Raw genomic sequence first — 12,300 nt, 5'->3', positions numbered from 1 at the left:
CGAGGAACGGTCCGAGCGATGGGTTCGACGCTAACGCCGGGGTCCGACACGTGCTCAGCGGGTCCCGGCGGTGGTGGGGGCGCCCGCGGTGCGGAGCGCCTGACGGGCGTGGACGAAGTCGGCGGGGACGGGCTCGCCCCAGTCGAGGTGGTGGCCGCGCAGCTCGCCGATCGTCCGCTCGAGCCACTCGACCTCGTGGCGCAGCCGCGCCTCGTCGTACTCGACGTCGAGCAGGAACCGGCGGGGAAGGCCGAGCTCGCGCAGCTGCTCGTACGCGGCCGCGAGGTGCTCGAGGCGACCCCGCTCACGCGCGAGCCGCCGCTCGAGCTGGTCGGCCACGGCCCCGGCGGGCAGCTCGTTCGCCTCGGCGAGGCCGACGGTGAAGAGCGGGTAGGCGGGGTGGTCGTCGCCGAGCAGGCTCGTGAGCCGCCGGGCGAAGGCCTCGCGGCCCGCGTCCGTCAGCCGGTACGTCGTGCGCTCGGGGCGCCTGCCCGCGCGATCGGTGCCGACGGCCTCGACCAGCCCGTCCCGCTCGAGCCGCTCGACGCCGTGGTAGACGGAGCCCGCGTTGATGCGGACGAGCCGCGCGTCGCCCCGCTCGAGCAGCGTCTGGTGGAGCTGGTACGGGTGCATCGGCTGCTCGTGCAGCAGCGCGAGCAGCAGGACGGCCACGGCCGAGAGCTCCGCGGGCATCGCCGCCACCTCCTCCGGATCAATTGTTCCGCGTGGAATATATCTCCCGGAGCAGGTGAGGGCAAGGCCGCGTCGCGGCGCGGGTTCGATAACGTTGTCCAGTGGGCAAAACGATCCGTCCCACCTGCGACGACGCGCGCTAGCATCGCCAAGCCGTTGCCCCGCGCACCCGTTCACCGGGCCGGGCGACGCACCCCGACGACGAGGTGAGAGAGCGAGACGCGTGGGCTGGACGTGGCAGGTGCTCTGGCGGCGGTCGGGCGCGCAGCGCGGGCTGCTGTTCCCTGTGCTGGCCGTCGCGGTCGTGGGTGCCGCGCTGCTCGGGACCTTCCAGCTGCTGCTCGTCACCAGCGAGAACCGCGCGGTCGACGTCGCGCTCGAGCGCGAGCCGGCGCAGACCCGCGAGGTCGACTCGCGGATCGCGCTCGTCGACCCCACGCTCGGACGGCAGGCCATCGCGCACGCGTCCGCCGCGTTCGACCAGACGATCGGCTCGGTGCCCGCGGACCGCTCGACCTGGTACGCGTCCGCGATGTACACCGTCGACGGCACGTCGGACCCGATCGCCCCGTACGTGTACGCCGCGTCGTACCCGCCGCTCGCCGCCAACAGCCGGGTCGTGACCGGCGCGTTCCCCACGACGGCCGAGGACTCGCACGGCCGGATCCAGGTCGCCGTCCCGACGGCCGCGGCGAAGGCCTACGGCTGGCGCGTCGGGTCGGTGCTGCACGTCGCGCAGGCGAGCACGAACCGCGACCGGTTGTTCGTCGTCACCGGCACGTACGACCTCCGGGGTGCGAAGCAGCTGTGGACGCGCGACGTGCTCGGCGGCGCGACGCACACGAGCGGCTACCCGGTGATCGGCTCGGGCGGGCGGCTGATGACGCAGGCGTGGGGGCCTCTCGTCGTGGCGCCCGCGGCGTTCACGGCGGGCCAGGTGACGCTCAACGAGGCGCACTTCGTCGCGCAGCCGCACGTCGGCGGCCTGACACCCGGCGAGCTCTCGGCCTTCCGCGCGCGGCTGGGTGACGCGTCCGGCGTCCTCGCGGCCGCGACGAAGGACGACCTGCTCGGCGGGTTCGTCCGCAGCGACCTGCCCGCCGCGATCGACTCCGCCGCCGCCGACCTCCAGGTGACGCGCGTCGGGCTCGTGATCGTCGAGCTGATGCTCGTCGCGGTCGCCGTCACGGTGCTCCTGCTCGCGGCGCGGCTGCTGGCCGAGCGGCGCGCCGCCGAGCAGACGCTGATGGCGTCGCGCGGCGCGTCCGGGCGGCAGATCCTCGGGCTCGCGGTGCTCGAGTCGTTCGTCGTCGCGGCGCTGACGACGCTCGCCGCACCCTTCCTCGCGTCGTGGGCGTACCGGGCGATCACGTCGAGCGGGCCGATGACGGCCGCGGGCCTGCACGACGACCCCGGCCTGCCGCTGTCGCTGTGGCTCGCGTGCGGCGTCGCGGCGCTCGTCCTGGCCGCGGTGCTGCTCGGGCCCGTGCTGCGCCGGCGCGGCAGCGTCGTGGACGCCGAGCAGCAGCTCATCCGGCAGGACTCCCGTGGCGGCGTCGCGCGGACCGGTGCGGACCTCGCGCTCGTCGTGCTCGCGGCCGTCGCGCTGCGGCAGCTGCAGCAGTACCGCTCTCCCGTGCTCTCGGGCGTCGGCGGGTTCGGCTCGGTCGACCCCGTGCTCGTGCTCGCGCCCGCGCTCGTGCTGCTCGCCGGCGCGGTGATCGCGCTGCGCGTCATGCCCCTGCTCGCCCGCGTCGGCGAGCGCGTCGCCGCCCGCAGCCGCGCCCTGGTGGGCTCGCTCGCCGCGTGGGAGGTCGGCCGGCGACCCGGACCCGCCGCCGGCGCCGTGCTGCTGCTGACGCTCGTGGTGGGCGTCGGGTCGTTCGCGCAGACGTTCCTCGCAACATGGCGCGCGTCGCAGCAGGACCAGGCGGACCTCGCCGTCGGCACGGACCTCCGGGTGGTGTCCGAGCTCGACACGCCGCTCGAGGCCGGGGACGTGCTCCAGGACCTCAGCCGCGTCCGGCTCGCGTCGCCGGTCGTCGACCGGACCGTCACGGTCGGCTCGTCGTCCGAGTCGCAGGTGGCGAGCACCACGCTGCTCGGCGTCGACACGACGCACGCGGACGACCTGCTGCGCGGCCGCGTCGGCGGCGGCTGGGGCGCCCGGACGGCCGCGCTGCACCCGACCGCCCACCTCCAGGGCGCCCCCGTCCCGGGCGCACCGACGGCGCTCGCCCTCGACCTGCGCTCGGACGTCACACCGAAGCTCGCCGGCGTCCTGTACTCGTCGCTCGTGGTGCAGGACCGGCTGGGTGCCCGCACGACGTTCGACCTGCCGGCGGTCCCCGCGGACGGCGGCCAGCGCGACGTCGTCGTCCGGCTGCCCGTGGCGGTGCGCGGGCTGCAGATCGTCGGCCTGCGGGCGTACATCGCTCCCGCAGCGGAGGACACCGACGTGCTCGAAGCGACCGCGGGGAACGTGGCGCTCAACGTCTCGCTCGGCAACGTGCGGGCCATCACGGCGGACGCCGCCGACCTCGCAGGCCACGACGGCTCGTCGCTCGCCGACGTCGACCCGGCCGACATCACGCCCGTGCCGCTCACCGACGTCCGCTGGACCGCGCTCGGCCACGAGACCGAGGGCAGCGCGCCGTCGCTCGTGTCGCTCGAGACGCAGGACGGCGCGATCCGGGTCAACGACCAGATCGAGCCGTTCCAGGTCGCGGCCGGCGGTCAGGGCTTCGTCGCGGTCGCCGCGACCGACACCCCGAGCGGGTTCCACGGCGTCCCCGCGCTCGCGACGCCCGGCGTCCTGACCGACCTCGGCGCGGCCGTCGACGACGAGCTGACGGTCGATCTCGGCGGCGCGCCGGTCCGGCTGACGATCGTCGGCACCGTGCCCTACCTGCCCGGCGACCCGCACTCGAACGGGCTCCTCGTCGACTCGACGTCGCTGGCCCGCCAGGCGCTCATCGGCTCGTCGGTCGACCCGCTCGTCGACGAGTGGTGGCTCCAGGTGCCCGACGCCGACGCGGCGCGCGCCGCCACCGCCATCAAGGACCACCACGTGGGCCGGGTGAGCTCGCGCGCCGAGACGCGCGCGGACGCCACCGACGGGCCGCTGCACACCGGCATCCAGGCAGCGCTCTGGATCGTGACTCTCGCTGCGCTCGCGCTCGCCGTCGCGGGCTTCGCGATGAGCACGACGGTCGCGGTGCGCACCCGGCGGCTGGAGCTCGCGCGGCTGCAGGCCGTCGGCGTGCCCCGCGGCGGGCTCGTGCGTTCCGTGCTCCTCGAGTACGCGATGCTCGGCGTCCTCGGGCTCGTCGCCGGCCTGGTGCTCGGCACCTTCCTCGGTGCGCGCGTCGCGCCGCTCGTCACCGTGTCGTCCGCGGGCAGGCCGCCCGTGCCCGGCGTGGTCATCCACTGGGCATTGCCCGCGCAGGCCACGCTCCTCGGGCTGCTGGTGGTGCTGGTCGCCGTGGTGATCGCGGTGACGACGAACGCGGCGCTGCGCCGGGCGTCCGGTGAGCTCCTGCGACTGGGGGACGAACGATGACCGCGACCCGGCCCGACACCCGACCCGGCCTCCGCCGGCGCCTGGCGACCGGGAGCCGCGCGGCGACGGCGGACGCATGGCTCGTCTCGCGCCGTCGCAGCGGGGCCGACCTCGGTCTGCTCGCGCTCTCGGCGGCGCTGCTCGCCGTGACGGTCTTCCTCGCGCTGCTCGTGCCGCGGCTCGTGCTGCGGTCGGCGGACCACGCGGTGCACGAGGCCGTCCGGAGCGCCGGCATCGGCGCGGACGTGCTCGTCCAGGTGCCCGGCCAGACGTCGATCTCGACGACGCGCGACCCGAACATCGCGTCCGAGGCGGCGGGCAACGCCGAGGAGATGTCGACGAACCTGCCGCCGACGCTGCGCTCGGTGCTCGGTGCGCCGCTGACCAGCATCGTGACGCGCCCCAGCGTCGCGAGCGGCCGCGACAAGGACGGCACGAGCCACGCCGTGTCCACCCGCCTGGTCTACGTGCCGGGTCAGGAGTCGCAGGTCCGCTGGGTCCAGGGCGTCGCGCCGGCCTCTCCCCCGCCGCCTGCTGACGACGCGGCCACCGACGGCGACGGCGTCAGCCTCGACGACCCGACCGTGGAGGGCAGCGCCGTCGACGCGCCGGACCACGTCATCGAGGTCGGCGTCGAGCAGCGCGCCGCCGCACACCTCGGGCTGAAGCCCGGCACCGAGCTGTGGCTGCAGCTGCCCTCGCGCGGCCAGGTGGACGTCCGGATCACGGGCCTGTACACCGCGGTCGACCCATCGGCGCCCGCGTGGAGCGACCTGTCCGACCTGCTCGCGGCGGGCCCCGCACCCGACAAGGGGCTGCAGGGCCGGATCGCGATGCTGCTGACGGACGAGTCGCTGCCCGACATGGAGCTCTGGATCGACGGGCGCTCGTTCACCGAGCAGCAGCGGTTCCCCGTCGTCGCCGATGCGATCGACTCGTCGGAGACGCACGCCGTCGAGCACGACGTCCGGCGCGTCGTCGCGGCGCCCGCCCTGGTGCTGCCCGGGCAGGTGTCCCCGCCGTTGGTGTCCACGTCGCTGGGCGACGTGCTCGCGGCGCAGGACGTGCGGCAGGCCGCGGCGAACGCGCAGCAGTCCGTGCTCGAGGTGGGCCTGGCAGCCGCGGGTGCGCTCGCGCTCGTGCTCGCGGCACGCCTGCTCGTGACGCGCCGGCAGACGTACCTGCTCGCGGAGCGGGCGCGCGGCGCGTCGACGGTCTCGGTCGCGGTGCGCGCGCTCGTCGAGAGCGTGCCGCTCGTGGTCGTCGCCGCCGGCGTCGGTGCGGGGGCCGCGTGGCTCGTGCTTCCGGACGCGCGGGGCTCGTGGTCGATCGCGGCACTCGTCGCCGTGGTGGCGGTGCTCGCGCCGGCCGTCCTCGCCGTGCTCCAGGTCCGCACCGCGTGGTCGGGCCGACGGCTGCCGGCGAACCGTGCGGACCGGCAGCGCGTGCTCGGGCGTCAACGGGCCCGGCGCATCACCGCCGAGGCCACGCTCGTCCTCCTCGCGCTCGGCGCGCTCGTCTCGGTGCAGCGCCGCGGCCTGCTCGAGGCCCAGACGAACGGTGTCGACCTGCTGCTCGCGGCGACGCCGGTGCTGCTCGCGGGCGCCGCGACGGTCGTCGTGCTCCACGTGATGCCGCCCGTGCTCCGCACGCTCTCGCGCTGGGCCGCCGGCGCGCGCGGCGTGGTCCCGGTCGTCTCGACCGCGCGGGCCAGCCGCGCCGCGGGCACCGCGGTCCCGATCATGACGCTGACCGTCGCCGTCGCGCTCATGGTGTTCTGCGGCACCACGGTCGTCAGCGTGCGGCACGGCCAGGAGGTCGCGTCGCAGGCGGTCGTGGTCGCGGACGTCCGCGTCGACGGCACGATCGACCCCACGGCCGTCGAGCGGCTCCGGGCGCAGCCCGACGTCACGATCGCCGCCGCGGGGCGCCTGTGGGCCCGCTCGCTGGGCAGCGGCTCGGCACTCACGGCCGACGTGGACGCGGTCGACGCGGCGCCGCTCGCCGCGATCCTGCGCGCGCACGGGCGACCGGTCGACGCGCGCCTCGAGTCGCTCGCACGCCCCGCCGCCGGCAACCACGTGCCGACGCTCATCTCCCCGTCGCTCGCGACGTCCGCGGCGCGCGTCGCGCCCGAGCTCTCGAGCGGGGGCGGGACCGTGCACCTCGACGTGCTCGGCACCACGCGTGCGTTCCCTCGCCTCGACTCCGTGCGCCCGGTCGGCGGCGCGCAGCCGGCGAACGGTGAGGTGCTGGTCGACCGCGCCACGATCGACCGCGCGTCCGCGAACCCGGCGGACCGGTCGAAGTGGGTCGCCGACACGCCGCCGAGCGCCACGACGATCACCACGGTCTGGGTCGACGGCCCGGGCGCGGCGGCCGCCGTGCACGCCGCCGGCCTGGACCACGCGGAGGGTGTCACCGTGACGACGCGCACCACCTGGCTCGCCGCCGTCCGCGACCAGCCCCTGTCGGCCGCGCTCGTCTGGCTGCTGCTCGGCACGGCGCTGGTGCTCGCCGCCTACGCCGCGATGGCGCTGGTGCTGACGGTCGTCGCGACCTCCGGCGAGCGCGGCCGGACGCTGTCGGCGCTGCGCACGCTCGGGCTGGACGCCCGCACCGCGCGGGCGATGACGTTCGGCGAGCTCGCGCCGCTCGCCGTCGCTGCGCTGGTCGCCGGCTCGGTGATCGGCATCGGCGTGCCGTGGCAGCTGACGCGCTCGCTGGGCCTCGACGTCGCCACCGGCCTGGCGGGGACGACGACGTTCACGGTGACGTGGCTGCCGATCGCCGCCGCCGTGGTCGTCGTGCTCGTCTCGCTGGCCGTGGCCGTCGCCGTCGAGTCGGCGGTGCGCCGGCGCGACCGGCTCGGCGAGGTGCTGCGGGTGGGCGAACGATGACGGCGGAACGACGCACGGGACGGAAGATCAGGCTGACGAGGGAGACGAGGCCATGACGGCGACGGTCGACGAGCCGACGCTCACGACGCTCGAGGAGCGCGCGCGAGCCGGGACCGGCACCTTCGGCGAGGACCACCTCATCGTGTGCGACTCGCTCGTGCGCATCTACCAGTCCGAGGGCGTCGAGGTGCAGGCGCTCCAGGGCCTCGACCTGCTCGTCGAGCAGGGCGAGCTCGTCGCGATCGTCGGCGCCTCGGGCTCCGGCAAGTCGACGCTGCTGTCGGTGCTCTCGGGCCTCGACGTGCCGACGGCGGGCCGCGTGCGCGTCGGCGACTGGGACCTGATGGCGATGTCGGCGCGGCAGCGCGTCGACTACCGCCGCTCGATGGTCGGCTTCGTCTGGCAGCAGACCGCGCGCAACCTCGTGCCGTACCTGACGTCGACCGAGAACGTCGCGTTCCCGCTCGCGCTCGCCGGCATCCGTCGGCGCGACCGCGCGCGCCGCGCGGCCGAGCTCCTCGACGTGCTCGGCGTCGGCTACTGCGCCGACCGCCGCCCCGGCCAGATGTCCGGCGGCGAGCAGCAACGGGTCGCGATCGCGGTCGGGCTCGCGAACGCGCCGCAGGTGCTGTTCGCCGACGAGCCGACGGGCGAGCTCGACACCGCGACGTCGCACGACGTGCTCGAGGGACTGCGGACCGTGAACCGCGAGCTCGGCACCACGGTCGTCGTCGTGACGCACGACCCCGGCGTCTCCGAGCACGTGCAGCGCACGGTCGCGATCCGCGACGGGCGCACGTCGTCGGAGGTCGTGCGCCGGACGCAGACGCACGACGACGGCACCGAGCACGTGGTCGCCGAGGAGTTCGCGGTGCTCGACCGCGCGGGCCGCGTGCAGCTGCCGCAGGAGTACCGCGAGACGCTCGAGCTGGCCGGCCGCGTGCGGCTCGCGCTCGAGGAGTCGCACGTGTCGGTGTGGCCGGACCGGCCGCGGCCGGCGGCCGCCCCGGCACCGGCCGCCCCTGCACCGACCGCCCCGGCGGCCGTTGCCCCAGCCGAGGACCCCGGCGCGGCGCCCACGCCGGCCGCCCCGCGCGCCCCTCGGCAGGCGGCCCCCACCGCCGGCCCCGACGACGCCGAGGAGACCCGATGACGACCACCGCCGCCGTGCCGGCCCAGGCCGCGACGACCGACGCGATGGTCCGCGTCGAGGGCGTCTCGCGCACCTACGGCTCGGGCGAGAACGCCGTCCACGCGCTGCGCGACGTGTCGTTCACGATCGCGCCGGGCGAGCTCGTCGCGCTCGTCGGCCGGTCCGGCTCGGGCAAGACGACGCTGCTCAACTGCGTCGGCGGGCTCGACCGGCCCGACGCGGGCCGCGTGGTCGTCGACGGGCGCGAGGTCTCGTCGCTCGGCGAGAGCGGCCTGGTCGAGCTCCGCCGCGACGTCGTCTCGTACGTGTTCCAGACGTTCGGGCTCGTGCCGGTCCTCTCGGCGGCGGAGAACGTCGGCGTCCCGCTGCGGCTGCGCAAGCTGCCCGCGCCGGTCCGCGAGGAGCGCGTGCGGCTGCTGCTCGACCTCGTCGGCCTGGGCGACCACACCAACCAGCGCCCGGGCGAGATGTCCGGCGGGCAGCAGCAGCGCGTCGCGATCGCGCGCGCGCTCGCCAACTCGCCGCGGCTGCTCATCGCGGACGAGCCGACGGGCCAGCTCGACACCGCGACCGGCCAGGCCGTCATGGCGCTGCTCCGCGCGGTCGTCGAGGCCGAGGGGATGACCGCGATCATCTCGACGCACGACCCGCTGATGATGTCGCTCTCCGACCGCGTCCTGCACCTCGCGGACGGCCGGCTCGTCGACGCCTGACGAGGCCCGGGGGCGCCGGTGGGACCCCGGGCAACGCGCAAGGGCCGGTGCGGACACCGCACCGGCCCTTCGTCACGCCCGGGTCACTGCCACTTGAGCGGCAGGCCCTCCTTGTCCTTGAAGACGCCGCACACCAGCAGGATGAAGTCGACGAGCGTCCAGATCCCGAACGCGCCGAGGGTCACGATCATGAGGATGGCGGTCCCGATCTTCCCGGTGTAGAACCGGTGCGCCCCGAGGGTGCCGAGGAAGAAGGCGAGCAAGGTCGCGACGAGCAGGTTCTTCGGGCTCGCCTGCGTGGCGACGGGCGCCGGGGCGTACGTCTCGGACATGGATCCTCCGCGGGGACGGTCGGCGCGACACTGCGTCGGCCTGGGTGGCGCCGAAGGTAGCGGCTGCCGAGCGTCCCCGCGGATGGGTTCGGGGGTGAAGTCGTCAGACCTCGATACCCTCCAGCAGCTCGGTGACCAGTGCCGCGACGGGCGACCGCTCCGACCGGGTCAGCGTCACGTGCGCGAACAGCGGGTGGCCCTTGAGCGCCTCGATCACGGCCGCGACGCCGTCGTGCCGCCCGACCCGGAGGTTGTCGCGCTGCGCCACGTCGTGCGTGAGCACCACGCGCGACGACTGGCCGATCCGCGAGAGCACCGTCAGCAGCACGTTCCGCTCGAGCGACTGCGCCTCGTCGACGATCACGAACGCGTCGTGCAGCGACCGGCCGCGGATGTGCGTCAGCGGGAGCACCTCGAGGATGTCCCGGTCGAGCACCTCCTCGACGACCTCCTTGCTCACGAGCGCGCCGAGCGTGTCGAACACCGCCTGCGCCCACGGGTTCATCTTCTCGGCCTCGGATCCCGGCAGGTAGCCGAGGTCCTGGCCGCCGACCGCGTACAGCGGCCGGAACACCATCACCTTGCGGTGCTGGCGCCGCTCGAGGACGGCCTCGAGGCCCGCGCACAGCGCGAGCGCCGACTTGCCGGTCCCGGCGCGGCCGCCGAGCGAGACGATGCCGACCTCCTCGTCGAGGAGCAGGTCGATCGCGATGCGCTGCTCGGCGCTGCGGCCGTGCACGCCGAACACGTCCTGGTCGCCGCGCACGAGCTGGATGTGCTTGTCCGCCGTGACGCGGCCGAGCGCCGAGCCGCGCGGGCTGTGCAGCACGAGTCCCGTGTGGCACGGCAGGTCGCGCGCCGACGCATTCCCGTCGATGCCCGGCCCCGCCGACGTCTCGGCGACGTCCGCGAGCGCGACCGACTCGTGCTCCCACAGGTCGCTCATCTGCTGCTCGGTGAGGTCGAGCGCGTCCATGCCCGTCCAGCCCGAGTCGACCGCCAGCTCGTGCCGGTACTCCTCGGCGCGGAGCCCGACGGCGCTGGCCTTGACGCGCATCGGCAGGTCCTTGCTGACGACCGTGACGTCGTGGCCCTCGGCCGCGAGGTTGGCCGCGACCGCGAGGATCCGGGTGTCGTTGTCGCCGAGCCGGAAGCCCGCCGGCAAGACCTCGGGGTTCGTGTGGTTGAGCTCGACGCGCAGCGTGCCGCCGTCGCCGCCCAGCGGGATCGGCGCGTCGAGGCGTCCGTGCTTGATGCGCAGGTCGTCGAGCAGCCGGAGCGCGGCCCGGGCGAAGTAGCCCAGCTCGGCGTGGTGGCGCTTGCCCTCGAGCTCCGTGATCACCACGACGGGGATCACCACGTCGTGCTCGGCGAACCGGTGGATCGCTCTCGGGTCGGACAGCAGGACGGAGGTGTCGAGCACGTGCGTGCGCCGACCCTCGGGCTCGGACGTGGCGTCGAGGTCCGGGGCGGGCTGAGCGGGCTTGCTGACCACGGCAGGCTCCCTCCGGCGCTGTCTAGCGCCGCTGCTGGCGCCTCACGACGACCCCCGCGAGCGCGGGCTGCCGACGATCGGCGACGGGTGGGGGCGGCCGGCCGTGGAGCGCCGGGACCGGCCCTCCTCCCGGAGCGGATGCTCCATGGGCTGGCCTCCCGGGACGGCGGTCGCCGTCCTCTACGCGGGAAGGTAAACCCGCCCACCGACAGCCGCGGGCACGGACACGCAGGACGTCATCGACCGTTCACACGGGTGCCGGACGACCCTGGCGGAGGCCCAGGTCAGCGCCGCGCGCCCGGGGGCGAGAACACCGGGTGAACGTGCGTCGCGGCGTGTCGCGCGGCGGCCGGCGCGTGCGGAAGGTGCGGCCGAACGGGCGACGCTCGGCGCGTCGCGGGAGTCCCGGGGCGCGACGAGGCGTTCGGCCGCACCTTCGGTCCACGCCCCGGTTCGACCGGCCCCGGGGCCGGCGTCAGCGGCCGAGCCGGCGCTCGCGCGCCCCGTACGCGCGCACGGCGCGCAGGAAGTCGACCCGCCGGAAGTCCGGCCAGTACGCCTCGCAGAAGTAGAACTCCGAGTGCGCGCTCTGCCAGAGCAGGAACCCGCCGAGCCGCTGCTCGCCCGACGTGCGGATCACCAGGTCGGGGTCGGGCTGCCCCTTGGTGTAGAGGCGCTCGGCGATGTGCTCCATGTCGAACGCCTCCGCGAGCTCGTCGAGGCTCGAGCCGGCCTCGGCGTTCTCGCGCAGGAAGGCCCGCACCGCGTCCGCGATCTCGCGCCGGCCGCCGTACCCGACCGCGACGTTGACGTGCAGCCCCACCACGTCGGCCGTCGCCTTCTCGGCGGCGCGCAGCGCGTCGGACGTCCGGACCGGCAGCAGCTCGAGCGAGCCCACCGCCTGGAGCCGCCACCGACGCGTCTCGGCGAGCTCGGTCACGGCGTCCTCGATGATCCGCAGCAGGGGCTCGAGCTCGTCCGCCGACCGCGACAGGTTGTCGGTCGAGAGCATCCACAGCGTCACGACCTCGACGCCGACGTCCTCGCTCCACCCGAGCAGGTCCGCGATCTTGTCGGCCCCCGCGCGGTGCCCGGTCGCGGCCGACTCCCCCACCGCCCGCGCCCAGCGGCGGTTGCCGTCGAGGATCACGCCCACGTGCCGCGGCATCCGGTCCGCGGGCAGCGACGCGGCCAGCCGGCGCTCGTACAGCCCGTAGAGCGGATGGGGCAGGCGCACGCGCACTCCTTCGGGCGGTGAGGCCGTTCGGGCGGGCGCCGGGGCGGCGGCGCGGACCCGATCAGCGGCGGGACGTCTCACCGTACCGGTCGCCGGCGGCCCCGAGGGCGGTGCGCCCGTGCGCGCGCTGCGTGCATCCTGTGAGTTCCGGACGGCGGTCGACACCCCTACCTACGGTCGCGTAACCTACGGCAACGTAGGTTTCCTGACGAGAG

General features: G+C 75.3%; 8 protein-coding genes. 4 read left to right on the top strand and 4 right to left on the bottom strand.

The genetic code is table 11. From position 1 onward, the window contains the following. Positions 1 to 54: 54 nt before the first annotated feature. Positions 55 to 693: a PadR family transcriptional regulator gene (locus QRT04_RS11880; RefSeq protein WP_289455489.1), complete on the bottom strand. Its 639-nt coding sequence runs from the start codon at positions 691 to 693 to the stop codon at positions 55 to 57. Positions 694 to 916: 223 nt separating this feature from the next. Between QRT04_RS11880 and QRT04_RS11875 the strand changes: the two genes are divergently transcribed. The 4 genes from QRT04_RS11875 to QRT04_RS11860 are packed head-to-tail and all read left to right on the top strand — an operon-like array spanning position 917 to position 9,021. Then, entirely contained in the window at positions 917 to 4,255 is a 3,339-nt protein-coding gene (locus QRT04_RS11875; protein WP_289455488.1) for an ABC transporter permease, read from the top strand. Further along, positions 4,252 to 7,155, top strand: a complete 2,904-nt coding sequence (locus QRT04_RS11870; protein WP_289455487.1) for an FtsX-like permease family protein — start codon at positions 4,252 to 4,254, stop codon at positions 7,153 to 7,155. Before QRT04_RS11875 ends, QRT04_RS11870 begins: the two co-directional genes overlap by 4 nt. Before the next feature lie 52 nt (positions 7,156 to 7,207). Further along, positions 7,208 to 8,308, top strand: coding sequence for an ABC transporter ATP-binding protein (locus QRT04_RS11865; protein ID WP_289455485.1), 1,101 nt, complete (start codon positions 7,208 to 7,210; stop codon positions 8,306 to 8,308). Then, positions 8,305 to 9,021, top strand: a complete 717-nt coding sequence (locus tag QRT04_RS11860) for an ABC transporter ATP-binding protein (RefSeq protein ID WP_289455483.1) — start codon at positions 8,305 to 8,307, stop codon at positions 9,019 to 9,021. Before QRT04_RS11865 ends, QRT04_RS11860 begins: the two co-directional genes overlap by 4 nt. Positions 9,022 to 9,104: 83 nt before the next feature. Here QRT04_RS11860 and QRT04_RS11855 read toward each other — a convergent pair whose 3' ends face one another. The 3 genes from QRT04_RS11855 to QRT04_RS11845 all read right to left on the bottom strand — a co-directional run bounded on the left by QRT04_RS11855 (position 9,105) and on the right by QRT04_RS11845 (position 12,085). Further along, positions 9,105 to 9,353, bottom strand: coding sequence for a TM2 domain-containing protein (locus tag QRT04_RS11855; protein ID WP_289455481.1), 249 nt, complete (start codon positions 9,351 to 9,353; stop codon positions 9,105 to 9,107). A gap of 103 nt (positions 9,354 to 9,456) precedes the next feature. Beyond that, positions 9,457 to 10,848 carry a PhoH family protein gene (locus tag QRT04_RS11850; protein ID WP_289455480.1) on the bottom strand — a complete coding sequence of 464 codons (1,392 nt, stop codon included), beginning with the start codon at positions 10,846 to 10,848 and terminating at the stop codon, positions 9,457 to 9,459. Positions 10,849 to 11,323: 475 nt separating this feature from the next. Beyond that, positions 11,324 to 12,085, bottom strand: coding sequence for an isoprenyl transferase (locus QRT04_RS11845; RefSeq protein ID WP_289455479.1), 762 nt, complete (start codon positions 12,083 to 12,085; stop codon positions 11,324 to 11,326). Positions 12,086 to 12,300 lie beyond the last annotated feature (215 nt).

The sequence above is a fragment of the Cellulomonas alba genome (assembly GCF_030362835.1).
Classification (GTDB): Bacteria; Actinomycetota; Actinomycetes; order Actinomycetales; family Cellulomonadaceae; genus Cellulomonas; species Cellulomonas alba.
This window is presented reverse-complemented; position numbering and strand designations above follow the sequence as displayed.

What these genes read in the sequence shown, in the direction of transcription:
- QRT04_RS11880 (WP_289455489.1), bottom strand. Translation starts at nt 693, where the DNA reads ATGCCCGCGGAGCTCTCGGCCGTGGCCGTCCTGCTGCTCGCGCTGCTG.
- QRT04_RS11870 (WP_289455487.1), top strand. Translation starts at nt 4,252, where the DNA reads ATGACCGCGACCCGGCCCGACACCCGACCCGGCCTCCGCCGGCGCCTG.
- QRT04_RS11860 (WP_289455483.1), top strand. Translation starts at nt 8,305, where the DNA reads ATGACGACCACCGCCGCCGTGCCGGCCCAGGCCGCGACGACCGACGCG.
- QRT04_RS11865 (WP_289455485.1), top strand. Translation starts at nt 7,208, where the DNA reads ATGACGGCGACGGTCGACGAGCCGACGCTCACGACGCTCGAGGAGCGC.
- QRT04_RS11855 (WP_289455481.1), bottom strand. Translation starts at nt 9,353, where the DNA reads ATGTCCGAGACGTACGCCCCGGCGCCCGTCGCCACGCAGGCGAGCCCG.